We start from the raw sequence: 26,056 nt of genomic DNA on the forward strand, positions 1-26,056 counted from the left end.
AAACATAACAAAAACGCCATTCTTTTTAGTTTGGCGTTTTTTTTAACACTAATTTCATTTTAAATTCTAAAGTTTGGTACTAACTTTGTAGTCTATAATAAACCCCAAAAAAATAACCTTATGTTGAAAAAAGTTTTAAAATGGTCAAGTATATCTTTGTTGACAATTGTGATTGCCTTAGCGCTTTTGCCTTTTTTGTTTAAAGACAAAATCAAATCAAAAATTATTGAATCTATTAATAAAAATGTAAATGCGACGGTTGCATTAGAAGACGTGAGTTTAAATTTATTTAAAAGTTTTCCAAAAGCCACTGTTACACTTGATAAAATGAGTGTGATTAACAAAGCTCCTTTTCAAGGCGATACGTTAGTGTATTCTGAAAAAATAGATTTAAAAATGAGTATGATGGAATTGTTAAATGGCGAAAAAGAGCCTATGACCATTCAATCAATTGGTACAGAAAATACTAAAATAAATATTCTTTTCAATAAAGACGGAATTGGAAATTACGATATCGCAATAAAAAAAGATGCGAATGAAATAAATGAAAAAGAAAAACCATTCGCGTTAAGCATTCAGAATTATGAAGTAGAAAATTTAAAATTCACGTACAAGGATGAGGCATCAAAAATGAGAATGATTTTAGATAGCATCAATCACGAAGGAACGGGAAATTTTGAAAAAGAGGTTTTAGATTTAGATACTAAAACAACTGCGAAAGTTACTTTTGATATGGATAAAAGTAATTTTATGCGAAATGTGCCGATTTCATTAGAAGCTATTTTAGGTGTTGATTTAAAGAATAGCAAATATACTTTCAAAGAAAACAAAGCACTAATTAATCAGTTGCCATTAAATTTTAACGGAAGTATTCAAATGGCTGAAAAAGGTCAGGTATATGACTTAACGTTTAATACACCTTCATCAGATTTTAAAAATTTTTTAGGATTAATTCCATCAGCATATGCAGGGAATTTAGCAGATGTTGAAACGTCTGGAAAATTCGAAGTAAAAGGCAAAGTAAAAGGCAATTTATCGGATACAACTGTTCCCACTTTTGATATTGAAATGTTGTCAAATAATGCTTCATTTAAATATAAAGAGTTACCAAAATCAGTAAAAAATATTTCAATTGATACGCATATTGTAAATGAAACCGGCTTAATGAACGACACTTTCGTGGATTTAGATAAGTTGACTTTTGCTATTGATCAAGATGTTTTTAACTCAAGTGCTCACATCAAAAACCTTACTGAAAATCCAAATATTGATGCTGCTTTAAATGGAGTAATCAATTTAGCAAATGTTTCAAAAGCGTACCCTGTAAAATTAGAAAAACCATTAAATGGAATATTAAGAGCAGATGTAAAAACGGCTTTCGATATGAAATCAGTTGAAAATAGTCAATATCAAAACATAAAAAATTCTGGTAATATTAATGTAACAGGTTTCAATTATTCAGGTCCAGAAATGGCAAAACCTGTAAGCGTTTCTGTTGCCGATTTATCTTTTAATCCATCTAAAATTAACTTGAATAAACTTCAAGCTAAAACTGGAAAATCGGATATTAATGTGTCTGGAAGTTTAGATAATTTCTACGGATTTTTATTTAAAAATCAAATTTTAAAAGGTAATTTCAATTTAAATTCTTCCTTATTTGAAGTGGCAGATTTTATGTCACCTACTACAACTACAAATGAAAAAGGAAAGAAAACTTCGGAACAAGTAAAAATTCCAAGTTTTTTAGATTGCACCTTAACTGCTAAAGCAACAACTGTTATTTATGATAATTTAAATCTTAAAAATGTTGCTGGAACTTTAATTATTCGCGACCAAGCTGTAAACTTAAAAGGACTCAATATGGCTGTTTTTGGCGGAAAAATCGGAGTGAATGGAATGGTTTCAACAAAAAATAAAGTACCCACTTTTGATTTGGATTTGGGTTTATCTGCTGTTGATATTAGTCAAACATTAACAATGTTAAATACGTTAAAAGCTATTGCTCCTATTGCTGATGTTATTAATGGAAAAATGAATTCAACCATCACATTAAATGGGTTTTTAACCCAAGATATGATTCCCGATGTTAAAAGTATTTCTGGAGATTTGATGGGGACTATTTTACAAGGTTCATTAAACAAAAATAAATCTGCATTGCTAACTGAATTAGATACTAAAGCAACTTTTTTAGATTTGAATGATATCAATTTGAAGGACGTAAAAGCAGTTTTGTCATTTAAAAACGGAAAAGTAGCCGTTAAACCATTTACCTTAAAACACAAAGATATTTCAGTTCAAATTGCAGGTTCTCATGGTTTTGATCAGAATATGGATTACAATTTGAAATTTGATGTTCCAGTGAAATATTTAGGAAATGACGTAAATAAATTACTTGCAAAAGTAACTCCATCTGATGCTAAAAAAATAGAGAGTGTTCCTGTAAATGCTATGATGTCAGGAAATTTCAAATCACCTAAAGTAACCACGGATGTGCAACAAGCATCAAAAAATGTGGCTTCGCAATTAATTCAACTTCAAAAAGAAAAACTTGTACAAAAAGGAACTGGAGCTTTGTCTGACCTTTTAGGTGGAAACAAACCTAAATCTGCAACAGATTCTACTAAAACAACTACAAAAGAGCAAGTTGGTAACGCAGTAAAAGAAGGATTAAAAGGGTTATTCGGTAAAAAGAAAAATTAATAATAAGATTTTGATTTAAGAAAATAATACCATCAAATTCAAACAAAAAAAGCTGTCCAAAAGGACAGCTTTTTTTATGCATTATAAACCTGATAGGTTTTTGAAACCTGTCAGGTTTGTTTGATTATCCTAAAAACGGATAACTATAATGTTCTGGTGTAACGAAAGTTTCTTTAATGGTTCTTGGAGAAACCCAACGTAATAAGTTTTGTGCAGATCCTGCTTTATCATTTGTTCCTGAAGCTCTTGCGCCACCAAATGGCTGCATACCTACAACTGCTCCTGTTGGTTTGTCATTTATGTAAAAGTTTCCTGCTGCATTTTGCAAGGCTACCGTTGCTTCTTCAATGGCATAGCGGTCTGTACTTAAAACAGCTCCTGTTAATGCATATTCAGAAGTTTGATCGACTAAGGTTAATGTTTCCGCCCATTTTGCATCTTCATATACATAAATTGTAATTACAGGTCCGAAAAGCTCTGTTTCCATTGTAGCGTATTTCGGATTTGAAGTTAAAATAACTGTTGGTTCAACAAAATAACCTTTAGATTTATCGTAATTTCCACCAATAATAACTTCTGCATCGGAATCTTTTTTAGCTTGGTTTATAAAACGTGCTAATTTATCAAATGAGCCTTCGTGAATTACTGCAGTTACAAAGTTTGAAAAATCTTCTGGCGACCCCATTTTCATTGATGCAACATCTGCAATTAATTGCTCTTTTACTGCAGGCCACATAGATTGTGGAATATAAGCTCTTGAAGCTGCCGAACATTTTTGTCCTTGAAATTCAAAAGCACCACGAGTAATCGCAGTTGTTACTTGTTTTATATTTGCCGATGGATGTGCAATAATGAAATCTTTCCCACCCGTTTCTCCAACAATTCTTGGGTAGGTTTTATAATTGTGAATGTTAGTCCCAATTTTTTTCCAAATTTCTTTGAAGATAAATGTGGAACCCGTGTAATGAATTCCAGCAAAATCCGGAGACGCTAAAACGGTATCCGTAATCATAACTGGATCTCCAAAAACTACGTTAATTACGCCGTCTGGAACGCCTGCTTCTTTGAAAACATCAATGATAATTTTTGCAGAAAATACTTGGCTATCACTTGGTTTCCATACCACTACATTCCCCATTAAAGCAGCACTTGCTGGTAAATTTGCAGCAATTGCAGTAAAATTAAAAGGCGTTACAGCATATACAAATCCTTCTAAAGGTCTGTATTCGACTCTATTCCACATATCGGAATTAGACGCAGGTTGGTCTGCATAAATTTGCGTCATAAATTCTACGTTGAAACGTAAAAAGTCTATTAATTCACAAGAAGCATCAATTTCTGCTTGGTGTATGGTTTTTGATTGAGCAATCATCGTAGCGGCATTTATTTTTGCTCGGTAAGGTCCAGCAATTAATTCAGCAGCTTTTAAAAAGATAGCGGCACGTTGTTCCCAAGCCATATTTGCCCATTTTGTTCTGCTTTCTAACGCATTTGAAATGGCTTTTTCTACGTGAGATTTTTCAGCTAAATGATACGTTCCAACAACATGTTGGTGATCATGTGGAGCCGACATATTTCTGGTGTTTCCTGTGAAAATTTCTTCTGAACCAATGTATAATGGCACATCAATTTTTGAATTCCACATCGCTTTGTAAGCTTCTAAAACTCTTGTTTTTTCTGGAGAATTGGATACGTAGCCTTTAACTGGCTCGTTTACTGCTTTTGGTATATTAAAAAATCCTTTTAACATGTATTTGATTATTAGATTATTAGACAAATTAGATTTTTAGTAAAAACCTTAGACAAAAGTACAAAGGATAAATTGAATTCTAAAATAAATTATTCCTTCAAAAGATTTGGTTTCGTTTAATTTATGGCAAAGGGAACAACTAATTTAAAAGTAGGAATTTGAACCTTAAAAAAAGTATTATTTGAGAAATTTGCCATAGTATAAAAACCATTCATAGCCCCTATAGTGCCTTTTAACATACACCCAGACGAATAAATATATTTTTTACCGGGAGCAATTATTGGTGTTTGTCCCACGACACCTTCACCATCAACGGTTTCTGTGTGGTTTAGTGTGTCGAAAATTTCCCAATGCCGAGCTTGTAATTGCACGACATCTGAGCTTAAATTTTCAATAGTAATTTGATAGGAAAAGGCATACAACATTTGATGCTCTTTATAGTAAATGCCTTCGTAGTTTGTAATCACCGAAATTTTAATATTACTTGTAATTTGCGTAACCATTTTTAATTTTTATTATAAATAGTTGTGGTAATTTAATTCTTAATTTCTGTACTATTTGCTCTTCCTATACCGATAATTCTATCGTAACGTTCCGCGCCACCACGGTAATACACTAAAACGATGTACTCATTTTCGGTTTGATAAAAATTGCCATCAATCGCATTTTGCTCGTCAATTTTTCCGTTTTTATCTACTAAGGTATATTGATAATTTGTAAATCCTTGTTTTAGTAAGATGGGTTTTTCATATGTTTTCGTATCGGAATTATATTCCATTTTGTATTCATCTGAAATCTGATAATTGTTAAACATTCCCGTTACATAAATTGATTTTTCTAACGGATTTATATCTGAAGCCAAACCAAAATATACCCATGAATAATCAGCTTCAATTGTATTTTGTGCGGCATTTAAATTATTCACAAAAAAGTTTCCGTTTATGTCAGGAAAATAGGTGTAAATTTTATTTTTTCTTTCTTCGTTTGTATACAAAATGGTATTATAAACATCTCCAGAAGTTACTTTAAAAACCGAGTTAGAAGCGCCTCGAATATTTTTGTTTTCGAAATTTAAAAATTCATTTCCAGCCCAAAATTGGGTTTCTTTATTGTATCTGTAAATGAGTTGTGTACCAATTGTATATTGTGGTTTGATGTTATGAATAGCCGAACTCAGTTTTCCGTTTTGAAAAATAGAAACTTTTACGTTTTCCTTTGGGTTTTGTAACGGTTTATCTTTATAATCGATAAAAAATTCGATATTTTGTTTTTTATTTACGGTTTCCATATCACGAGAACGCCTAATAGTTATGCCAACAGCGGTATCATCTTCGTATATTATGAATTTTTTTGAAAATAGGATTTCTTGATCTTCGTCGAAAATTTTTACGATATAATTTCCACTTTTAATAATTTGATTGAATTTATTTGGAAAACTCAACGTATAATGCGAATAAATTTGTAAACAATTCAACGAGTTTTGATAGTTTTGAATCCGTTGATTATCTAAACCATTTAAATACTCGTTTTTAAGTAATTGACTTGGCGTCCAATCGTAATTGTACTGTTCAATAGTATAAAAATAATCTGCTTCGTTACCGTATAAATCATCAAATTGTAAATCGAAATTTTCACCCAATCTAAAAAACGGAATCGTATTGTTTACATTTTGCGAAAAAGTAACCGTTTTAATATTATAAGGTGGGACTACTTCTTTTTCTTGCGAAAACACGAAAGTAACAGCTAATAAGATAAAGATTTTTAATAATTGCTTCATAGATATGATTTTCAATTCATAAAGATATAAAAACTAATCTAAAAATAATTATTTATATACCACAGGAATAATTTCGTCTTTTGCTAAACAATATTTTTCTACTAAATTAGAAGGAATTGTATTGGTATAATCAATTTCTTCTACAAGGAAACCTATGGTTCTTAATTTGTCAAAATAATCTCTACCATATATTCTAACGTGGTCATATTGTCCAAATATTTTAGCACGTTCTTTTTGATCCGTAATTGTATCATCTGTAAAAGTAACGGCTCTTTTTAAGTCTTGAGGAATTTGAAAAATCCCCATCCCACCTGGTTTCATCACTCTGTATAATTCTTGCATTGCTTTTGTGTCATCAGGAATGTGTTCTAAAACGTGGTTACACAAAATAATGTCGTAAGCGTTATCCTGAAAAGGTAAATTACAAATATCTGCTTTTACATCAGCCAATGGGGAAAGCAAATCGGTAGTAGTATATTCTAAATTTGTTTGTTTTTTAAATCGTTTGTAAAACTCCTGTTCTGGTGCAAAATGTAATACTTTTATTTTTTCTGTTGAAGTAAAAAAGTTAGTTTCATTTTGAAGATATAACCATAACAAACGGTGCCTTTCTAAAGACAACGTACTTGGCGATAACACGTTGTTTCTTTGTGTGCCGTATCCGTAAGGCAAAAACATTCGAAAGCTTTTACCATCAATTGGATCTGTAAATTTATTTCCTTTTAAAAGAAAAGCAATAATTGGTCGTGCCACAATACTTAATCTAATTAAGATAGGACGCGGAATGGTGTTTAATATAAATTTGAAAATTTTTTTCATGGTATTTTGTTACACAGAGTTTCGCAGAGAAATCGCAGAGATTCGCGAAATTTTGTTTTTTATGTGTTTATAAATCGTTTTATATTATTCTTTAAAATTTTAGAATGAAAATTAATTAAAAGCCCTAATGGAAATTCACCTAATTTTAAATAAGTCAAAACTTGAGCTGTATGAACATCTGTAAAAGATTCGACTGTCTTTAATTCAATTACAATTTTATTATTTATTAGTAAGTCAATTCTATAGCCGTGATCTAATTCAATATCTTTATAAATAATTGGTAAAGAAACTTCTTTTCTTACAAAAAGCCCAGCTTTTTCAAGCTCAAATATTAAACATTTTTGATAAGCTGATTCTAACAAGCCTGGTCCAAGAATTTTGTGAACCTCTATTGCACAACCTATTTTTTTATTAGATAAGTCATTTATATCTTCACTTAACTCAGTCATATTTATTTCTTTGTGTATCTCTGTGGAACTTTGTGTATCTCTGTGGAATTATAAAACCAAAGGTTTCTCTCTCAATCCATCTTCTTCATTGCTTACTATCCCAAGTGCTTCATAAATGTAAGCGAATGTTGATAATAATTCTGGTTTTCCGTTTACTATGGCTACATCGTGTTCAAAATGAGCCGAAGGTTTATTATCAGCTGTAGTTATTGTCCAACCATCTTTATGTTGCACAATGTTTTTTGTACCTAAATTTATCATAGGTTCAATGGCAATTACCATACCGTTGACTAATTTTTTTCCATTTCCACGTTTTCCATAATTAGCTACTTCTGGATCTTCGTGCATTTTTCTTCCTAAACCGTGTCCGCACAGTTCTCGAACAACTCCATAACCGTGACTTTCACAATAGGTTTGAATGGCATATCCAATATCTTCCACACGATTGCCTACTTTTGTTTCTCTAATGCCTATATATAAGGATTCTTTGGTAATTTGAAGTAGTTTTTTAGTTGCCTCAGCCACTTCACCCACTTCAAAAGTATAAGCGTGGTCTCCGTAAAATCCGTTTTTTAACGTACCGCAATCTACAGAAATAATATCACCATCTTGTAACGGAATATTGTTGGGAATACCGTGCACTACTTGCGTATTTGGACTCATACATAGCGAATTCGGGAAACCGTACATACCTAAAAATGCTGGTTCTGCACCGTGGTCGCGAATAAATTGTTCGGCTAATTTGTCTAAATATAGTGTGGTAACTCCGGGTTTAATTTCTTTCGCAATCATACCTAATGTTTTGGAAACAATTAGGGCACTTTCACGCATTAATTCTATTTCTTCTGCAGTTTTTATTATAATCATCTTCTTGATATTGAGACTGCAAAAGTAAAAAATTAATCCGGATTTGCTATTGTTTTAAACAAATCGGCGTTGGAAACATAAAATCTATTTTCGATTGAAATTTTCGATAATTGTGCCAGAACTAAATTGTTTTCACGTGTATTAATTAAAAATAACGAACTTTCACCCATATTAAATAATCGTTCTTCGGAATTTAATAAAGTTGAATTGTCTTTTACCAAGTCTGTAATTAGATCTTCTTGTTTTTTTAGCGATTGAATTTCAGCTTTTTGCGATTCAATTTTGTTTATTAATTGTTCTTTTTCAAAACGTAATCCAAATTTTTCCGATTCAATTTTTTGCTTGGTTAATTTTAAGCTTCCGCGTTCTTTTCTTAGAAATAGAGGTATAGCAAAATTTACTCCAAATTTATAATCCTGAAATCGAAATTCTTGAAATTGGTTTGGGTTTGACAAATAATTATAGCCCACATCTACTGTTGGTAGTAATTGATTGGCTTTTAATTTTCTGTCCACTTCAAGCATATTAATTTTATAGTTAATCGCATTTATTTTTGGATGATTTTCTGTTTGAAAATTTATTAAGTTCAATTCATTGGTGTTTAAATACTCTTGAATATTTTTAAATAAATTTATTTCTGGATACATAGTTTCTTCTAATTCAATTGGCACAGCATTGGTTGTCCACAAAAAATTAGATAATTCTAAACGCGCTTTCGTTAGTTTTAGTAGTGCATCTTCTTTGTTTAATCGTCTATTTTTTACGATAATATTTGCTTCTACACTGTCAATTGCAGCTTTATCGCCTTGTTCAATTAAGGTTTTAATTCCGGTTAATCGTATTTCAGCATTTTTTAAATAGGTATCGTATAATGTAAATTCTTCATAGTTTTTTTTCCAATTAAAATAGGAAATAGCTGCTTGGTGCAAAATCTGAATGGCTTGTAATTTTCTTTCAGCGACACTTAAATTAATATTAATTTTTGCTTTTCGTAAATCGGCCATTCGCTGATTTATTAAAAAACCTTGTAGTAATGGAATTGAAATTCCTGCATAATTTAAGCCATCTGTTGGTGTGTTGTTTTGCGGATTTAAAAAAGAACCTTCGTTGCTTTCAAAACCGCCTTTAAATTCTATTCCGTACCAAGTTGGAATTTTAAATCCACCATTAAAAACGGAAAAATATTTTTTATCACCGAATTCTTTATTGTTAAAATCGGCTTCTAATTTTGGGTCAAATGCACCACGAGCCATTAATAAATTGGCTTGCGCTTGCGAAATTTCTAAATCGGCAATTTTAACAAGTGGGTGAAATTTTTTCACCATTCCTAAGTATTCGTTAAAGGACATTTCACTTGTTACTTGAGCACTAACAAATTTAACCGCGAAAAAGAATAATAAATAAAAGGTCTTCATTTTTGTGTTATTTTTCAGAAACATCTTTACTTTTTTCTTTAATTGTTTTGTAATAGTTTGGTGGAAACCCATTAAGAGTTCGCCATACTTCGAACCAAATTGGCACTTCATTTAATAATGCCATAGTTTGTGCTCCAGAACCTATGCTTAATTGTTTTGGCCATTTGTGTTTGTCTTCTTCATCTGGTGCAATTAAAATTCGGTATTTTCCATTTTCTGAAATAAAATTTTCAATAGCGACAATTTTTCCTCCAAAAGTTCCGTAAGATAAATTTGGCCATCCTGAAAATACAATTGTTGGCCAACCATCAAACCAAACTCGAACTTTTTCACCTTTTTGAATTAAAGGAAAATCATTTGGTGAAACATACGTTTCTACTGCAATATCATATTTTGCTGGCATTATGCTTACAATTGGCGTTCCTTCTTTAATATTTTCGCCTAATCCAGATTTTAATGCACGGTTTACATAACCATTTTGTGGTGCGGTTATGTAATACATTCCGTTTCTTATTTTGTAATTTTGATATTGGTTTTCCAATTTGTTTACCTGCGCTTTTGTATCGTATTTATTACTTTGTGCTGTATATTGATCACTTTGTGCTTTTGAGAATTTCTCAGAATATTCGGCATTAATTCTACTAATTTCAACTCTCGCATTTAACAATTCATTTTCGCTGCTTAAGAGTTTGTTTTCTTGTGTGATGATTTTTGCTTCAATTTCTTGAAGTTTTAATCGTTTTTCTTCTACATCGGTTAGCGGTTTTAGACCTTCTTTATTTAGTTGAACCGCACGTTTAAATTGTGTGTTAGCGATTTTTATTTGTGTTTTTATAGCTTCTAAATCCATGCTATCACTTTTTATTTTAAGAATAGCTTGTTTTATTTTGTTTTTAGCTTGTTTTGTTTTTAAGTTTCTTTCATTATTTATTGCACCCATTTGAGAGTCTAATGCACCAACTTTCCCTTCGTATGAAGTTACGGCATCTGCTTTGGCGTCTCTTTGATTTTTTGTATTCTCTACCAAATTTGGATCTAAATAATCCTCTTTTATTTCCGATATGAATAAAATAGTATCGCCTTTTTCAACATAATCACCTTCGTTAACATACCATTTCTCAATTCTTCCTGATATTAAAGATTGAATGGTTTGTGGACGTTGATTTGGTTTTAATGTTGTTACCGCACCAGAACCCGATATGTTTTGTGTCCAAGGAAGAAATAAAAACAAGGCAGTAAAAACCACAAAAAATATAAGAATTTTGTTTAAAATTTTATAATGCTTTTCCTTATTTAATAATTGAACCGAACTAAATCTCTCTAGTTTTTTGTTGTCAATTCTGTTGTTATTTGAAACATTTAACATAATTATTTATTTAAAATGTTACTGATTTTACCTTTTTCCATTGTAATCACTCGGTTGCTATTAGCACTAAATTGTTTGTTGTTAGAAGTTACGACTACAGTCCATTTTTGATTCGGATCCATTAAAAAAGCAATTATTTCTTGCGAAGTAGCAACATCCATTTTATCAGTAGGATTTTCTAAAAATAAAATTCGTGGTTTATGTAAAACACATCTGGCTAACAATATTTTTTGAATATTTGACGATGAAAGTTGTTTGCCATCAGGAAAAATAGATGTTTTTAATCCGTTTGGTAAGGTTTTGATAAAACTCGTTAACTTTAAATTGTCTAAAGCCCATTTGATATCTTCATTTGAGATGTTTGGGTTATTGAAGGTTAAGTTTTCAAAAATAGTACCTTCGAATAAAGTTTCTCCTTGTAAAATGCATCCAAAATGAGTTCGATATTGATTAATGTCCATTTTATTAAAGGTGTCATCGTTAATGATGAAATGTCCTTGACTTGGTTGAATTAATCCAGATAAAATTCGGATTAAAGTTGTTTTTCCTGAACCGTTATCGCCTTCAATAACTATTTTTTCGCTTTGATTTATTTTTAAATTGATATTTTTTAAAGCATTTGTGGTGTCATCTTCAAATTTGAAATTTACGTTTTCTAATTCTAACGATAGATTTATTTGGCAATTTGTTTGGCTCACTTCCGATTCCGATTCAATTTCTAAATCGGTAATTTCTCCTATTTTTTCAACTGAAGTTAAAACATCGTAAAAAGTTTCTAAACCTAAAACTATTTTTTCAACCGAATTAATGACTAATAAAATAATAATTTCAGCTGCAACGAATTGTCCAATATTCATTTGTTGGTTTAATACTAAAAAACCACCAATAAGCAATAAACTTGCTGTGATAATTACTTTAAACCCGATTAATTGCAAAAATTGTCTTTTAATAATTTTGAAATGTTGTTCTCTGTAAGTAATGTAATCGGCCACTAGTTTGTTGTTTTTTTCTAAGGCAAAATCTAAGTGATATGGATTTTTAAAGCTAAAATTATTTCGAGATAACTCTTGTAACCAACCAGCGACTTTATACTTGATTTTGGATTCTTTTAAACTGGTTTTTAAACCTGATTCATAAGAGAATTTGAATATGATATAAAGTAATAACGTTAATAAGATTCCGAAAATAATAAAGAAAGGATGATATAACGATAATAAAATAATTCCAAATAAAATTTGAAGTATCGCAGCTGAAAAATCGGTTAATAATTTTGAAGTTCCCTTTTGGATGGATAAGGTGTCAAAAAAACGATTTGCAATTTCTGAAGAATGTTTGTTATATGTGGATGAAAATTTTAATTTCGGGATGCGATAAGTAAATTCAAATGCCGAACGAATAAATATTTTTTGTTGCAAATTTTCTGTAATTCGCAATTGCATTAAGGAAAGAATCCCTGTAAAAGTAACACTTATAACTACTAAAACTACCAAAACTATCCAAGAAACACTTGCTCTTCCAGCTTGAATAAAGTTTATAATGGCTTGTATTCCTAACGGAAGTGATAAATTAATTATTCCAGCAAAAATGGCATACGAAATAATTTGAATGATATCCTTTCGGTCTAATTGTAATAAATTGTAATATCTTTTTAGTGGTGACATAATTTATTTTTTTAAAATATTTTCTATTAAATGAATGTAAAAGGAAGTTGGGTTTATTTCATCATTACAATTGGTAATGGTTTTTAAATGATTTTTTAAAAAATGTTGATGTAAGGAACCTTGAATAATTGAAGAAACTAAACTTTTTGCATAAGGATATTCTGGATTTACATCGAAAATCATTTTTTCAATGCGATAATTAACTTGCTTGTAAATTAAGAAAAAACCTTCTTTGTTTTCTTCGTCAACGTTTTTATTATATAATGTTTTTGTAAATTCTTCAATTATAATTTTGTTTAAAACAGCTTCGTTAATATGTGCTGTGCTTTTATCGTCATCAATAGCTTCTGTTACAATAGTTATGGCTTTTTTTAATTTTTCTATTTTGTTTTCAATATTGTTTGTAGAAAATACCAAGCGATATTCTATCCAAGCCCAATACCAAGAAGATAAATATACCAATAATTTATGTTTGTTTTCAAAATATCGGTAAATAGAACTTTCATTTGAACCAATTTTTTCGCCCAACTTTTTAAATGTAAATTCTTCAAAACCAATTTCGTCAATAAGTAAAATACTATTTTTAATAATTTTTTTCCCTAAATCAGACGTTTCAGGATCTTTTACGTAGGTTTTTGGATTGACTTGTATTTTTATATTTGCTAATAAATCTTGCATAATTTAGTCTAAATTTGTTTCTTTTTCCCCTTTGAAATCAAATGAATAAAGCAGAACTATATTTAGAAAATCTCTACCTGTTTCATCATTAATTTTATAATCAAATTGATAAATATAACCTGTTTGAATGGCTAAATTTTTAGTAATGTCAAAACCACCGCCTAAAAATAATCTATTTCTTTCAAAAAAAGGTTCGTTATTTGTAAAAAATAATTCATTCCATCCAAGAAGAAAATATTCTTTTTCTTTACTTTTAAATATTGGAAACTTTGCGCTCAACCTATATCTAAATCTGTTTTTATAGCCCAAATTTGTAAATCGCTGTTCCGCTCTGTATCTATGCTCAACACTCATAAAATTAAATGGATTTTTAAATACTAGCTGAATCCAAGTTCTTATTTCTTTTTGTTTTATAGGTGTTGCAAAATTGCCATTTTCACTATATGTATTATAATTTCCAAATCCAGAATTTACATAAAAATTTGGTTTTATTTTGTAGGTAATTCCTGTTTTTACTTCATAATAATGAAAATTATCATAGAATTTCAAACTTCGCAACTGACTTTCAGCAAACACTTGCCATTTATCATTGATTTTTAAATTAAAATTTGTTGTATTCCAAGTTCCTAAATCATTTTGCGAAAAACAAAATGTGCTAAAAAAGATATATAAAAGCAATCTATATTTCATATTATAATTTAATTTTCATAGTTTTTTTAATTAGTTTTTTATATTACGGCAAATATACACTCAATATTGATAGTAATACTATTAATATTGAGATTTTAACTATAATTTATGAAATTTACACAAAAAAACCATCGATTAGATGGTTAATTTTTGAAGTTCAAAAAAAATTATTCTTTCTTTAATTCGAGTTTTTCGGCAAAATAATCACAGAAATCTGTCATGGCTCCTGTCATTTTTTCATCGCCAGTAGCCCGTTGAAACGTATCCGTCATAGCTACTAAAGTTTGATGGAAAAATATTTTCATTTCATCAACTGGCATATCTTTTGTCCATAAATCAATTCGAAGGGTTTCTTTTGCTTTCGCATCCCAAATGGATAATAATACGGTTTTTGCTTCTTCATTATTTACACCGCCGTCTTGTGCTGTCCAAGTTAATTTTTCTGGTACATTATTTTCGTCTAATGCTATAATTACTTTAATTTCAGATGTTTTGCTCATTTTTTTTTGGTAAAAGGTTTTTGGTAAAGGGTTTAAGGTAAAAAATAATAGAACTCTAATTACTGTTTTTTTGGTTTGTATTTCGATTTGTTAAAAATTACTGTTGGTTCTGTTTTTAATAGTTGCTCTAAGGTTACCTCGTTATTTTCCATATAACTTTTTACAATTTGCCAACCCAACCACTGACCAACTCTTCCAGGCGATTCTCTATCAATTTCCAAATAGAATTTAGTAAAAGGTCCGTCTTCTATAAAACGTTGGTAATTTTTTATATTGTTATCGTACAGCAATTTTTCGTCAACTAAATAACTCCACATTTGAAATTCGTTTTCTGTACAGAATTTTTCTTGTATTGCTGTATATCCAATTTTTTGATAATTTGGTGTTTCAGGAAGTAAAATATCTTTTAAATAGTGCAATTTTCCATAATAAATCATTTCACTAATTAAGGTTTTGTCTTGTGAAGGCATTATTTTTCTGAAAGCAAAATTAGTTACTAAATCCGGTAATATTTGGTGCGGCTCTAAGTTGGCTTTTTGATATTCGCCAAACGGGTCATAAAATTTATGATTTTTTCCTAAATACGTATCTAACGAAATTAAAATTAAATCATTCGTGTAAAACGCTTTTTTATCAATTAAAACTTCATTAACTAAAGTAATTACTCTTGGTGTTTTTTCTTCAGGAAAATAATGTTTAATTCTCGAAACTAACATTTCCAAATCGCCTTCAAATTTTGAATTATCTGGAAATTGCTTCGAAACTTCTACATTTAATTCTTTAAAAATAGGATCGTTTAATTTGGCATACCAAATTGAATCTGGAAATTGCGTTGGAAATAAAAACGGATATTGATTTTTTAATTCAGGTAAAGTTTTTGGAGTAGCCGCCGCATATAATTTATCGAAACGTTCAATATTTAAATCTACTGATTTTTTGATGTCTACAATTTCAATGGCATCATTTTTTTTACATTGCAGGAAACAAAAAACTGAAATTAGCAAGAAGATTAATTTTTTCATCGTATGAAATTTACTATTTTTATCAAAAATTACTGAACTGCAAATATATAATTATATACCCAAATTATTTATTAAAATTATGTCAAATAAAACAGCGTTGCATTTAGAAGGAATTCAAACACATATTGTCAATTGGTTGAAAACTTATGCAGAAAATTCTGGTGTAAAAGGTTTTGTTATTGGGATATCTGGAGGAATAGATAGCGCCTTAACCTCAACATTATGCGCACAAACGGGTTTTCCTGTTTTGTGTGTGGAAATGCCAATTCATCAAGCAGAAAGTCATGTAAATAGAGCCAACGAACATATTCATCAATTAAAATCGCGTTTCCCGAATGTTTCTAACGAAAGAGTTGATTTAACGCCAAGTTTTGAAACGTTTAAAAATAGCGTACCAACTTGCGAAAATGAAGCTGCATTGTCATTAACATTGGCTAACACAAGAGCGCGTTTACGAATGACAACTTTGTATTATTTAGCAGGAATTCACGGGTTTTTAGTGGCAGGAACAGGAAATAAAGTAGAAGATTTTGGTGTAGGATTTTACACAAAATATGGTGATGGAGGTGTAGATATAAGTCCGATTGCCGATTTAATGAAAAGCGAAGTAAGACAATTAGCTAAATTTGTGGGTGTGCCCGATAGTATTATTGTAGCTAAACCAACGGATGGACTTTTTGGTGATGATAGAAGCGATGAAGACCAATTAGGCGCTTTGTATGATGAGTTAGAGTGGGCGATGGAAGCAATAGAAAATGGAAAAACTACTGAAAATTTTGTTGGAAGACAAGCCGAAGTATTTAAAATTTACCAACGATTAAATAAAATAAACCAGCATAAAATGCAACCCATTCCGGTTTGTGAAATTCCAAAATCATTAAGAAGTTAAAAATATAATTTTTAAAATCGAGCTAAAACCCGACCTAAATTTTTAGCGATTACTGAAGTTAACGATAAATAATCTTTAATAGTTGTGAGAATTTCTGAATTATCAATGGTAACATCAGAAGTTATGTTGTTTTTGTTTTCTTCAATAATACTGTTTAGTAAATACCATCTGTAAGATAAAATGGTTTCATTAACACTTTGTGCTAAATTTACATTTTTGTCTTCTACTACAATTTTTCTACTTTCCCATTTGTGTAAAATATCTCGTTCTTCAAGCATTAAAATAGACGTTATTTTATTGGCTATTTCTGGTGAAGTTTGCGAAATATATTTATCAATTTCAAATTCGATATTTTCATTATAATAATTTATAATATCGGTATAAATGGTTTTAAACATTGGATTTGACAATTCAATTTCGTCTTCTTGAAGTGCCAAATATATTTTTTCGTATACTTTGTATGAATTGGTTTCCTTTACATCTACAATGTTTCCAGCTTCATCTTTCGATAAAAATGTTTCTGTAAAATCTTCTGTTTTAGAACCGTTAATTAGTAATATTTCAATAATTTTTTGTTCCAATTCGTATAAAATATCAATTTTTTCGGGTTTAAAATCCGCATTGTTTTTATGAACTTCAAATGCTTTTTTCTCTTCGGTATATTTTTTATTGGCTTCAGAAATATCTTTCTTGAGCATTTGGGCTAACGTATTATACAATACGTCTTCCGAAATATCCATAATGCGCGAACATTCTTTTATGTAGACTTCGCGTTTAATTTGGTCAGAAATTTTAGAAATACTATTTACCATATCTCTAATTAATTCTGCTTTTTTTATGGGGTCGTTATTGGCTTCTTTAACTAATAAATCGGCTTTAAACTGAATAAAATCTTTCGAATTTTCGTCTAAATACTGTTTTAAAATCTCAAAGGAATTGTTTTTGGCAAAACTATCTGGATCTTCTCCGTCAGGAAAACTGCAAACTTTTACGTTCATTCCAGCTTCCAGAATTAAATCAATTCCACGGATAGAAGCGCGTAAACCTGCAGCATCACCATCAAAAAGGACGGTAATATTATTGGTTAATCGGTTTACTAAACGAATTTGATCAGGCGTTAATGCCGTTCCAGAAGAAGCCACTACATTTTCAATACCACTCTGATTAAATTGAATTACATCGGTATATCCTTCAACCAAATAGCAATTATCCTGTTTGGCAATAGCTTGCTTGGCTTGAAAAATGCCGTATAAAACTTTACTTTTATGATAGATTTCGCTTTCTGGTGAATTTAAATATTTGGCTGCTTTTTTATCGTTAGTTAAAATTCTTCCACCAAATCCCAAAACGCGTCCACTCATACTTTGAATAGGAAACATTACTCTACCTTTAAATCGGTCAAATGTTTTTTCATCTTCTTGTTTTACGATGGTTAATCCGGTTTTTTCTAAATATTCTAATTTGTATGCTTTTCCTAAGGCTTCTTTGGTAAACGCATCCCAAATATCAGGCGAGTATCCCAATTGAAATTTCTCGATAGTCTCTTTTGAAAATCCACGTTCTTTAAAATATGACAATCCAATTGCTTGACCTTCATCGGTATTGAGCATCGTTTTATGGAAATAATCTCGAGCAAATTCTGAGACCAAATACATACTTTCTTTTTCGTTTGCTTGTTCTATATCTTCATTAGAAACAATGGTTTCTTCTACTTCAATTCCGTATTTGTTTGCCAAATATTTTATGGCTTCAGGATACGTAAAATGTTCGTGTTCCATTAAGAAAGTAACCGAATTTCCACCTTTTCCAGAACTAAAATCTTTCCAAATTTGTTTCACTGGCGACACCATAAACGAAGGCGATTTTTCGTTTACAAACGGCGAAAGTCCTTTCATATTACTTCCGGAACGTTTGAGTTGTACGAAATCGCCAATGACTTCCTCTACACGAGCTTGGTCAAATACTTTTTCTATGGTTTCTTTAGATATCAAAATGTAATGTGATAATTTGAAAATGAGGTAATTTGAAAATTCAAAGTTCGTAAAAATACACATTATTAAATTAAAACAAAAAACCTACAAGAAAATTCCTTGTAGGTTTTGAAAAAAGCATTTTAAAACTCAAATTTTATGCTGTTTTTTAATTCCAATCAAAACGAAGACCTATTGAAATGTTGTTTTGATTTAGTTTAAGATGTTAATCAATATTTTTTAAACTAACAGCTATTTTATTTTTAGTTTTTTTTAAATTTAAAACTTTTCTTTTTACATCTTTATTTACCTCAATTTCATAAATTAAGGAATAAACTTCTTTTAATGTGTCATTGCATTTTCCCACTAAAACTTTAGAATTTTCAACACTTATAAAATTAAAATTTTCGATTTCATTTTTATTTTTTAATTCTTTCAAATATTTATCTGCTGTAATTTTTGCTTGTCTTTTATTTGATTCAGAATTAAAACTAATGTATTGAAACTTGCAACTTGTTACTAGTAAAACAAATAGAATTACTATATATTTCATAATAAATTACTTTTTAATTCCAATCAAAACGAATACCTAATGAAATATTGTTTTGATCTACTGGATTATTTTTGAAAATAGGGTTTAAATCGTATTTTAAATATAACGAAGTTTGTTTGTAACCAATATAAGTACTTACACCGTATGTGAACTCGTTTACATTGAAATCGCCTTTTTGTTTTTCTTTAAATTTATACCCATTTTGTTCGTATTGAATAAATTGTTTTGAGTTGGTATTTACACCTACAAATCCACCTATTCCAAAACGTACTCCTGTATGCGATTTGAATACTTTCTTGTCATCCACTATTTTTGTTTTTGAAAAATCAAATTCTAAATGTATTGGTACCACAAAATACACATTTTTAAAATAGGTTCTATTTGCTTTTGTTTCCAAACCAGCATCTACTAAAACGGTTTGATTATTGGTGTCTGCAAAAACTCTATTGTCTGTTGCGTGAAGGCTATTGTACATAAATCCAGCGCCGTATTTTAAATGTAATAAATTACTTTTGTTTGACAAGCGTGTATTCAAAGTAACACCCCATTCCCAAAATCCAGAACGACCATAACCAAATTGAGAATTGGCCACCATATTGTTGGTTACTAAGTTGTTGTATCCTACTGCGAAAACAACTTGACTTGTGGTTCTTCTTGAAAGTCTTTCCTCTTTTTCCTTTTTAGATTTATATATTTTTAATGCTGGAACATTATATTCTATATAATCATTATCATTGTAATATGTAATTACTTCTTTACCATTTAAAGTGTCAGTTTTGTGTCTGATTTTAGTATTTTCATCATTTAATTTGTTTTGAATGATTGTATCAATTTGAGTTCTATAATTATTGAGATTTGTTTCAATAACTTTAGCAGTTTTTTCTGCTTCTTTCAACTTTAGCGATTCTAATTCTTGTAAACTGATTTTTTTATCTTTGTGAAGTGTTTCTAAAGAATCAATCTTTTGTTTTAATTCTAATTTTTGTTGATAAGAAATAAATTCAATTTGGTATCCTACTTTTTCAATTTGAACACTAAAAGATTCTGGTTTTTTTTTCTGAGCGCATACGGTATTTATCAATGTTAGCAGCGCAATACTGATGTACAAAATAATTTTTTGCATAATTTAGGGTGTTTTAAAAGTTAATTATAATTTCTGTTTACAAATACGGATTTTGCTTGCTTTAATTTTGTGATTGTTTTTTCTTTAAAGGTTTTATCCAATTCTGATTCTACGGTTTGTAATAACTCGTTTGGATTTACTCGTAACGAAGATTTAAACGTGTTTGTATTTCCTGATTTCTTTTGTCCTTGCACTTCTGCCAAAAGCATTTCTGGCGTGGTGTAATTATAAGTTGGTTCTTTAATTTCTTGTTTGGTATTTTCTTTTTTAATTTCGTTTATAGTAACGACTTCTTGTTTTAGAACTGCCGGTTCATAGACTTCTAATTTAGAATTTTCTTTTTGAGCTGTATGGATAATACCACTTTTTATCGTTTCTGACGTAGTACTTGTTGTCGCGTTATTAGCCAATTCATTTTCAGATGAAACACTACTTTCTTTCGTACTTTGTTTGTGCGTTTCAGTTTCTGAATTTGTTTTAGATGTAACAATTTCTTCAGTTGATGGCATCAATTTTGTTTCTTCGGTTTGTTGAAAGAAAACATATCCTACACCCATAAATAAAAGAAATGTTGCTGCAATACTCAACCAAAAAAAGATTTTAGGTTGTTTTTTTTCTTCTGCAAGAGTCAACATAGCGTCTAATTTGTTCCAAGCCGTTTCGGATGGTTCGATTTTACGAAAATTGAATTTTTCTTGTATGTTTTTATTAAAATTATCTTGTTCCATTTTCTTTATTTTTTAATATTGTAATTTGAGATTGCAACATTTTTTTTGCGTGTGATAATTGCGATTTTGATGTGCCTTCTGAAATATCTAATAATTTCGCAATTTCATTGTGTTTATAGCCTTCAATCACAAATAAATTAAACACCATTTTATAGCCATCGGGCAAATTGTCTATTAAAAATTGAATATCATCTACAGAAAAATCACCTTCCATTTCGTAGTTATCTTCTGCTTCAGCATATACTACGTCTTCAATGTTTTTATGATTAAAACTGTTTTTCTTTACTCGTAAATAATCAATACATTCATGAATCATGATACGTTTTATCCAACCTTCAAAACTGCCTTTGTGTTCAAATTTCTTCAAATTGGTAAACATTTTCATAAAACCTGTAAGCATTACATCTTCTGCATGATGCGTGTCTTTTATATATTGTCTGCAAGTACTAAGCATTTTAGAAGCATATTTGGTGTACAACAAATGTTGTGCTTGACGATTGTTTGGAATCGCTTCACTGATTAGTTGTGCTTCTTCTTTATGCAATGCGATTACTTTCATAGATTTAATTAGTCAATGTGCCAATTAGTCAGTGTGCCAATTTATGTGCTTATTACTATAGACGAGAATGATTTAAAAAAGGTTGTATGGAAATTAGTCAATGTGCCAATTAGACAATGTGTCAATTTATGTGCTTATTTCTACTGTCTATTTTATAATTAAAAAGGTTGCATCAAATTGGCTAATTGAAAATTGAGCAATTGACACATTGACTAAATCTTTCTATCAATAACGTAGTTTACCATTAAAACAAGGGAATCTTTATATACAGATTCAGGAAAATCTTTGATAAGTACTAAAGCTTCTTGTTGAAATTGTATCATTTTATGTTCGGCATAAGATAAACCTCCCTGATTTTTCACGAAGGCAATTACTTCTTTTACTCGTTTTTTATCTTTATTGTGATTTTTTATGGAATTAATCACCCAACTTTTTTCTTTTGAAGAACAGTTATTTAGTGTGTAAATAAGTGGTAAAGTCATTTTTTGTTCTTTGATGTCAATGCCTGTTGGTTTTCCGATGGCATCTTCTGTGTAATCAAATAAATCATCTTTTATTTGAAATGCCATTCCGATTAATTCGCCAAATTTTCGCATTTTTTCAATTGTTTTCGATTTATCTGGCGCAACTGCACAAGCACCAAGCGAACAACAAGCAGCTATTAGCGTGGCTGTTTTTTGTCGAATAATTTCGTAATAAATGTCTTCTGTAATGTCTAATTTTCTGGCTTTTTCTATTTGAAGTAATTCGCCTTCACTCATTTCTCTTACCGCTACAGAAATTATTTTAAGTAAATCAAAATCGTTATTATCTATAGAAAGTAATAATCCTTTAGAAAGTAAAAAATCACCAACTAATACCCCAATTTTATTTTTCCAAAGCGCATTTATAGAAAAAAAACCTCGACGTTTATTGCTGTCGTCTATAACATCGTCATGCACTAAAGTTGCGGTGTGAATAAGTTCTATAACCGATGCGCCTCTATAAGTTCTGTCATTTACCGTGCCACCAGAAATCATTTTTGCAGTTAAAAACACAAACATTGGTCGCATTTGTTTCCCTTTTCGATTGACGATATAATGCGTAATACGATTTAATAAGGCGACTTTTGAAGACATGGCCAATTGAAACTTTTTCTCAAAAAGTTCCATCTCGAAAGCTATGGGTTCTTTTATTTGCTCGGTTATTTTCATTACCTCAAAGATACTACACATTACAGTATTAGAAAAATATTTTTTTTATATTAAACCTTTTAGTTAACTTTGTGTCTAATATGTTGAACATTAAATTTTTAAAGATGAAAAAAACAGCAAAATTTTTATTTCCAATTTTAGTATTGGTAGCTTTTTCCGCTTGTGAGAAAGAGAATGCAATTACTGCAGATCCGTTAACTTCGGAAGATGCTTTAATAAATGCGAAAATTGATATGGCTAGTGATGACATATCAAATATTACAGATCAATTATTTGATAATGTTGATGGAAGTACTATTTCTTATAGAGGTATAAACAATGACAATTCTGTGTTTTCAAATTGTGCTACAATTACAAGAGTGCCAGCTTTTGGAACGGTTATTACTCCAGGAACTCTAGTAACGAAAACCATTGATTTTGGAACAACAGGATGTACGTTGAATAATGGGAACATAGTGAAGGGTAAAATTATTATTAGTTTTGTTTTTCAACCAACAGCGGTTTCTCATACAGTAACCTATACATTTGATAATTTTTATCACAACAATATTAAATTTGTTGGTACAAAAACATTTACTCGTTCTTTAACCGCTGCTACAGCAACATCTGCGCCACATCCTATCGTAGTTATGTTATTGGACATGACCATTACGATGCCAAACGGAGACGTTTATACGCGTGTAGGAACAAGAACAAGAGAATTAGTCGAAGGGTTTAGTACTACTCAAATTTTCGCGGATAACATTTATAAAATTACAGGAAACTGGACTACCACGCATCCAAACGGAACCATTCAAACGGCAACAATTACTACACCTTTAAGAGCCAAAATGAGTTGTTTAGCCGTTCCTAATCCTAAACCTATATTAGTTTTTGGAGTTATTACTTTTGTTAAAAATGGCGTAACCGCTACTTTAGATTACGGAAATGGAGATTGTGATAACACAGCTGTATTTACAATCAACGGAGTTTCTTATACAATTATAATTGGGAATTAATACAGCACTAATACAAATAAAAAGAGAAGCATTTGCTTCTCTTTTTTTATGATTTATTAGCTAATTGTCCGCAAGCGGCATCGATATCTTTTCCTCTACTTTTTCTTACTTTTACTATAATATTGTTTTTTTCTAAAGCAGCAATATAGTCTTTTGTAGCTTGTTCGCTGGCTTGTTGAAAATCGCCATCATCAATAGCGTTGTATTCAATTAAGTTGACTTTACAAGGCACATATTTGCAAAATTTTACTAAAGCATCAATAGAAACTTTGTTGTCATTTATATCTTTCCAAACTACGTATTCATAAGTAATTTTGCTTTTAGTTTTGGCGTACCAATATTCTAATGCTTCCCGTAATTCGTTTAATGGGAAGTTTTTGGTAAATGGCATAATCTCATTTCTAGTCGCTTCAATAGCTGAATGTAAAGAAACCGCTAAATTAAATTTCACTTCATCATCAGCCATTTTTTTAATCATTTTAGAAACTCCAGAAGTAGAAACGGTAATTCGTTTTGGCGACATACCTAAACCTTCGTTTGATGTAATCATATCGATTGCTTTCATTACGTTGGGGTAATTCATCAAAGGTTCGCCCATTCCCATAAAAACAATATTCGAAAGTGGCCTGTCGTAATACAATTTACTTTCATTATCTATTGCTACCACTTGGTCGTAAATTTCACCGGGTGTTAGGTTTCTCATTCGTTTTAATCGGGCAGTAGCACAAAAATTGCAATTTAAACTACATCCAACCTGACTCGATACACAAGCAGTTGTTCTAGTTTTTGTGGGAATCAGGACGCTTTCAACAATTAAATCATCGTGTAAACGCACCGCATTTTTTACGGTTCCGTCTTCACTTCGTTGCATCGTATCCACTTTTACGTGATTAATTACGAAATTGGCTTCTAACATAGTGCGCGTTTCTTTAGAAACATTGGTCATACTTTCAAATGAATGTGCGCTTTTGCTCCACAACCATTCGTAAATTTGATTACCACGAAACGCTTTATCGCCATTAGTAACAAAGAAATCTCGTAATTGCTCTTTAGATAAAGCGCGTATGTCTTTTTTTTCTACTTGCATGGTGCAAAAGTACTATTAAAGTGCCAATTAATCAATTTTCAATATGCCAATTTAATGAAACGCTGATTTATTAATTTTAGAAATTTCTTTAATCTGTGTTTAAACAATTGGAATTTGTACTTTTGTACTTTGAAATTTTAAAAAATTATGCACTTTATATCTGAAGATTTAGAAAATTACGTAGCCAATCATTCGCAACAAGAACCAGAATTATTGGTGCAGTTGAATAAAGAAACGCATCAGAAAATTTTGCAACCACGAATGCTAAGCGGCCATTTTCAAGGTAGAGTTTTGAGTATGTTATCTAAAATTATACATCCGAAATCTGTTTTAGAAATTGGAACCTATACGGGTTATGCTGCCTTATGTTTGGCAGAAGGTTTACAAGAAAACGGTACATTAGACACTATTGATATTAATGAAGAATTGGAAGAAATTCAAAAAAAATATTTTCAATTGTCTGACTATTCCAATCAAATTGCGCAACATATTGGCGATGCCATTGAAATTATTCCTACTTTAAATAAAAAATTTGATTTGGTTTTTATTGATGCAGATAAAGAAAATTACATTAATTATTTTCATTTAATTGTGCCTTTGATGAATAAGGGTGGTATAATTTTATCTGACAACGTATTGTGGAGTGGTAAGGTTTTAGAAGAAGTAAAAACAAACGACAAAAGCACGCAAATTTTACTTGATTATAATAAAATTATTAATGAAGATTCTCGTGTAGAAACAGTTTTGTTACCTATTCGAGATGGCTTGACGGTTACTCGCGTGTTGTAGGTTTTTTGAATTTTAAAAAATACGATTCATAATATTTATAAGATAAATGAGCCATAATTAGGGTCAAAAAAATAATTGAAAAGGTATAACTAAAAATATAAAAAATTCCTTGTATTTTATTTTCAATCTGCAACTTTATATATATCAAACCTACAATTTGCATCGCAATGGCATGAAACATATAAATACCGTAAGATATTGTTCCTAAATATTTTAAGGATCGGTTTTCTAAAATAAAAATTGGTTTTTTTGAAAGCACAGTTAAAAATAAACCAAATAATATCATACTAAACACATAATATTGGTTTTCGTTAAGGATGTTTTTAAACAAATTACTCAAAAGATAAATTAATGTTATTAAATAAATTAAATTAGAAAATAATTTATTAAAATGTGTTTTTTCAAAATAGACGGAACAAAGCCCACTAAATGTAAAAAAGAAAAAATACATTTTATATTCTGTCATTAAAGGA

Annotated in this window: 25 protein-coding genes; 4 read left to right on the forward strand and 21 right to left on the reverse strand. The window is 30.2% G+C overall.

Going from position 1 to position 26,056, the window contains the following annotated elements:
• The first annotated feature begins 120 nt into the window (after window positions 1-120).
• Entirely contained in the window at window positions 121-2,700 is a 2,580-nt protein-coding gene (locus ABWP78_RS02140; protein WP_353168492.1) for an AsmA-like C-terminal region-containing protein, read from the forward strand.
• 124 nt (window positions 2,701-2,824) lie between these two features.
• On the opposite strand, the gene pruA is transcribed toward ABWP78_RS02140, so the two are convergent.
• The 13 genes from pruA to gldB all read right to left on the reverse strand — a co-directional run bounded on the left by pruA (window position 2,825) and on the right by gldB (window position 15,694).
• On the reverse strand, window positions 2,825-4,450 hold the full coding sequence (pruA, locus tag ABWP78_RS02145; protein ID WP_353168494.1) for an L-glutamate gamma-semialdehyde dehydrogenase: 1,626 nt from the start codon (window positions 4,448-4,450) through the stop codon (window positions 2,825-2,827).
• Window positions 4,451-4,566: 116 nt separating this feature from the next.
• A complete protein-coding gene (gene apaG / locus ABWP78_RS02150) occupies window positions 4,567-4,953 on the reverse strand; it encodes a Co2+/Mg2+ efflux facilitator ApaG/CorD (RefSeq protein WP_353168496.1) in 387 nt (128 codons plus the stop codon).
• A gap of 32 nt (window positions 4,954-4,985) precedes the next feature.
• Entirely contained in the window at window positions 4,986-6,227 is a 1,242-nt protein-coding gene (locus ABWP78_RS02155) for a type IX secretion system plug protein (RefSeq protein ID WP_353168498.1), read from the reverse strand.
• A gap of 48 nt (window positions 6,228-6,275) precedes the next feature.
• Window positions 6,276-7,046: a class I SAM-dependent methyltransferase gene (locus ABWP78_RS02160; protein WP_353168500.1), complete on the reverse strand. Its 771-nt coding sequence runs from the start codon at window positions 7,044-7,046 to the stop codon at window positions 6,276-6,278.
• A 59-nt stretch (window positions 7,047-7,105) separates the two neighbouring features.
• Window positions 7,106-7,495 carry a GxxExxY protein gene (locus tag ABWP78_RS02165; protein WP_353168502.1) on the reverse strand — a complete coding sequence of 130 codons (390 nt, stop codon included), beginning with the start codon at window positions 7,493-7,495 and terminating at the stop codon, window positions 7,106-7,108.
• Window positions 7,496-7,543: 48 nt separating this feature from the next.
• The gene (map, locus tag ABWP78_RS02170; RefSeq protein ID WP_353168504.1) at window positions 7,544-8,362 is read right to left on the reverse strand and encodes a type I methionyl aminopeptidase; all 819 of its coding nucleotides are present in this window, start codon (window positions 8,360-8,362) and stop codon (window positions 7,544-7,546) included.
• A gap of 32 nt (window positions 8,363-8,394) precedes the next feature.
• The gene (locus ABWP78_RS02175; protein WP_353168505.1) at window positions 8,395-9,777 is read right to left on the reverse strand and encodes a TolC family protein; all 1,383 of its coding nucleotides are present in this window, start codon (window positions 9,775-9,777) and stop codon (window positions 8,395-8,397) included.
• Between the two features lie 7 nt (window positions 9,778-9,784).
• Window positions 9,785-11,143: an HlyD family secretion protein gene (locus ABWP78_RS02180; RefSeq protein WP_353168508.1), complete on the reverse strand. Its 1,359-nt coding sequence runs from the start codon at window positions 11,141-11,143 to the stop codon at window positions 9,785-9,787.
• A 2-nt stretch (window positions 11,144-11,145) separates the two neighbouring features.
• Window positions 11,146-12,804, reverse strand: coding sequence for a peptidase domain-containing ABC transporter (locus ABWP78_RS02185; RefSeq protein WP_353168510.1), 1,659 nt, complete (start codon window positions 12,802-12,804; stop codon window positions 11,146-11,148).
• Between the two features lie 3 nt (window positions 12,805-12,807).
• On the reverse strand, window positions 12,808-13,482 hold the full coding sequence (locus ABWP78_RS02190; RefSeq protein WP_353168513.1) for a TetR/AcrR family transcriptional regulator: 675 nt from the start codon (window positions 13,480-13,482) through the stop codon (window positions 12,808-12,810).
• A 3-nt stretch (window positions 13,483-13,485) separates the two neighbouring features.
• A complete protein-coding gene (locus ABWP78_RS02195) occupies window positions 13,486-14,172 on the reverse strand; it encodes a DUF2490 domain-containing protein (RefSeq protein ID WP_353168515.1) in 687 nt (228 codons plus the stop codon).
• Window positions 14,173-14,339: 167 nt separating this feature from the next.
• A complete protein-coding gene (gldC, locus tag ABWP78_RS02200) occupies window positions 14,340-14,672 on the reverse strand; it encodes a gliding motility protein GldC (protein WP_353168517.1) in 333 nt (110 codons plus the stop codon).
• 59 nt (window positions 14,673-14,731) lie between these two features.
• Window positions 14,732-15,694 carry a gliding motility lipoprotein GldB gene (gene gldB, locus ABWP78_RS02205; protein ID WP_353168520.1) on the reverse strand — a complete coding sequence of 321 codons (963 nt, stop codon included), beginning with the start codon at window positions 15,692-15,694 and terminating at the stop codon, window positions 14,732-14,734.
• Between the two features lie 79 nt (window positions 15,695-15,773).
• Here gldB and nadE point away from each other — a divergent pair, with 79 nt between their 5' ends.
• Window positions 15,774-16,583 (forward strand): NAD(+) synthase, encoded by an 810-nt coding sequence (nadE, locus tag ABWP78_RS02210; RefSeq protein WP_353168522.1) that lies wholly within the window; start codon window positions 15,774-15,776, stop codon window positions 16,581-16,583.
• A gap of 11 nt (window positions 16,584-16,594) precedes the next feature.
• Here the strand turns inward: nadE and dnaG are convergent, their stop codons facing one another.
• The 6 genes from dnaG to ABWP78_RS02240 form a co-directional block, all read right to left on the reverse strand.
• Window positions 16,595-18,574, reverse strand: coding sequence for a DNA primase (dnaG, locus tag ABWP78_RS02215; RefSeq protein ID WP_353168524.1), 1,980 nt, complete (start codon window positions 18,572-18,574; stop codon window positions 16,595-16,597).
• Window positions 18,575-18,779: 205 nt separating this feature from the next.
• Window positions 18,780-18,992 carry a hypothetical protein gene (locus ABWP78_RS02220; protein ID WP_353168526.1) on the reverse strand — a complete coding sequence of 71 codons (213 nt, stop codon included), beginning with the start codon at window positions 18,990-18,992 and terminating at the stop codon, window positions 18,780-18,782.
• A gap of 127 nt (window positions 18,993-19,119) precedes the next feature.
• A complete protein-coding gene (locus tag ABWP78_RS02225; RefSeq protein WP_353168528.1) occupies window positions 19,120-20,229 on the reverse strand; it encodes a hypothetical protein in 1,110 nt (369 codons plus the stop codon).
• 20 nt (window positions 20,230-20,249) lie between these two features.
• Window positions 20,250-20,957 (reverse strand): hypothetical protein, encoded by a 708-nt coding sequence (locus ABWP78_RS02230; protein ID WP_353168530.1) that lies wholly within the window; start codon window positions 20,955-20,957, stop codon window positions 20,250-20,252.
• Window positions 20,944-21,516, reverse strand: a complete 573-nt coding sequence (locus ABWP78_RS02235) for an RNA polymerase sigma factor (protein ID WP_353168533.1) — start codon at window positions 21,514-21,516, stop codon at window positions 20,944-20,946. The genes ABWP78_RS02230 and ABWP78_RS02235 overlap by 14 nt, the downstream gene beginning before the upstream one ends.
• 212 nt (window positions 21,517-21,728) lie before the next feature.
• Window positions 21,729-22,709: a polyprenyl synthetase family protein gene (locus ABWP78_RS02240; protein WP_353168534.1), complete on the reverse strand. Its 981-nt coding sequence runs from the start codon at window positions 22,707-22,709 to the stop codon at window positions 21,729-21,731.
• A 104-nt stretch (window positions 22,710-22,813) separates the two neighbouring features.
• Between ABWP78_RS02240 and ABWP78_RS02245 the strand changes: the two genes are divergently transcribed.
• Window positions 22,814-23,707, forward strand: coding sequence for a hypothetical protein (locus tag ABWP78_RS02245; protein WP_353168536.1), 894 nt, complete (start codon window positions 22,814-22,816; stop codon window positions 23,705-23,707).
• A gap of 46 nt (window positions 23,708-23,753) precedes the next feature.
• Here the strand turns inward: ABWP78_RS02245 and rlmN are convergent, their stop codons facing one another.
• Complete coding sequence (rlmN, locus tag ABWP78_RS02250) at window positions 23,754-24,794, reverse strand: dual-specificity RNA methyltransferase RlmN (RefSeq protein ID WP_353168539.1); 1,041 nt, start codon at window positions 24,792-24,794, stop codon at window positions 23,754-23,756.
• Window positions 24,795-24,941: 147 nt separating this feature from the next.
• Here rlmN and ABWP78_RS02255 point away from each other — a divergent pair, with 147 nt between their 5' ends.
• Window positions 24,942-25,583 carry an O-methyltransferase gene (locus tag ABWP78_RS02255; protein ID WP_353168541.1) on the forward strand — a complete coding sequence of 214 codons (642 nt, stop codon included), beginning with the start codon at window positions 24,942-24,944 and terminating at the stop codon, window positions 25,581-25,583.
• Here the strand turns inward: ABWP78_RS02255 and ABWP78_RS02260 are convergent.
• On the reverse strand, window positions 25,567-26,049 hold the full coding sequence (locus ABWP78_RS02260) for an acyltransferase family protein (RefSeq protein WP_353168559.1): 483 nt from the start codon (window positions 26,047-26,049) through the stop codon (window positions 25,567-25,569). The genes ABWP78_RS02255 and ABWP78_RS02260 overlap by 17 nt on opposite strands.
• Window positions 26,050-26,056 lie beyond the last annotated feature (7 nt).

The organism is Flavobacterium sp., from assembly GCF_040402955.1.
Lineage (GTDB): Bacteria > Bacteroidota > Bacteroidia > Flavobacteriales > Flavobacteriaceae > Flavobacterium.

Coding starts and splice junctions, on each gene's coding strand:
- ABWP78_RS02260 (WP_353168559.1), bottom strand. CDS start 26,049: ATGACAGAATATAAAATGTATTTTTTCTTTTTTACATTTAGTGGGCTT.
- ABWP78_RS02165 (WP_353168502.1), bottom strand. CDS start 7,495: ATGACTGAGTTAAGTGAAGATATAAATGACTTATCTAATAAAAAAATA.
- ABWP78_RS02190 (WP_353168513.1), bottom strand. CDS start 13,482: ATGCAAGATTTATTAGCAAATATAAAAATACAAGTCAATCCAAAAACC.
- ABWP78_RS02255 (WP_353168541.1), top strand. CDS start 24,942: ATGCACTTTATATCTGAAGATTTAGAAAATTACGTAGCCAATCATTCG.
- apaG (WP_353168496.1), bottom strand. CDS start 4,953: ATGGTTACGCAAATTACAAGTAATATTAAAATTTCGGTGATTACAAAC.
- ABWP78_RS02160 (WP_353168500.1), bottom strand. CDS start 7,046: ATGAAAAAAATTTTCAAATTTATATTAAACACCATTCCGCGTCCTATC.
- ABWP78_RS02175 (WP_353168505.1), bottom strand. CDS start 9,777: ATGAAGACCTTTTATTTATTATTCTTTTTCGCGGTTAAATTTGTTAGT.
- ABWP78_RS02230 (WP_353168530.1), bottom strand. CDS start 20,957: ATGGAACAAGATAATTTTAATAAAAACATACAAGAAAAATTCAATTTT.
- gldC (WP_353168517.1), bottom strand. CDS start 14,672: ATGAGCAAAACATCTGAAATTAAAGTAATTATAGCATTAGACGAAAAT.
- ABWP78_RS02235 (WP_353168533.1), bottom strand. CDS start 21,516: ATGAAAGTAATCGCATTGCATAAAGAAGAAGCACAACTAATCAGTGAA.
- ABWP78_RS02245 (WP_353168536.1), top strand. CDS start 22,814: ATGAAAAAAACAGCAAAATTTTTATTTCCAATTTTAGTATTGGTAGCT.
- ABWP78_RS02155 (WP_353168498.1), bottom strand. CDS start 6,227: ATGAAGCAATTATTAAAAATCTTTATCTTATTAGCTGTTACTTTCGTG.
- gldB (WP_353168520.1), bottom strand. CDS start 15,694: ATGAAAAAATTAATCTTCTTGCTAATTTCAGTTTTTTGTTTCCTGCAA.
- rlmN (WP_353168539.1), bottom strand. CDS start 24,794: ATGCAAGTAGAAAAAAAAGACATACGCGCTTTATCTAAAGAGCAATTA.
- ABWP78_RS02240 (WP_353168534.1), bottom strand. CDS start 22,709: ATGAAAATAACCGAGCAAATAAAAGAACCCATAGCTTTCGAGATGGAA.
- ABWP78_RS02140 (WP_353168492.1), top strand. CDS start 121: ATGTTGAAAAAAGTTTTAAAATGGTCAAGTATATCTTTGTTGACAATT.
- ABWP78_RS02225 (WP_353168528.1), bottom strand. CDS start 20,229: ATGCAAAAAATTATTTTGTACATCAGTATTGCGCTGCTAACATTGATA.
- map (WP_353168504.1), bottom strand. CDS start 8,362: ATGATTATAATAAAAACTGCAGAAGAAATAGAATTAATGCGTGAAAGT.
- ABWP78_RS02185 (WP_353168510.1), bottom strand. CDS start 12,804: ATGTCACCACTAAAAAGATATTACAATTTATTACAATTAGACCGAAAG.
- ABWP78_RS02195 (WP_353168515.1), bottom strand. CDS start 14,172: ATGAAATATAGATTGCTTTTATATATCTTTTTTAGCACATTTTGTTTT.
- nadE (WP_353168522.1), top strand. CDS start 15,774: ATGTCAAATAAAACAGCGTTGCATTTAGAAGGAATTCAAACACATATT.
- pruA (WP_353168494.1), bottom strand. CDS start 4,450: ATGTTAAAAGGATTTTTTAATATACCAAAAGCAGTAAACGAGCCAGTT.
- ABWP78_RS02180 (WP_353168508.1), bottom strand. CDS start 11,143: ATGTTAAATGTTTCAAATAACAACAGAATTGACAACAAAAAACTAGAG.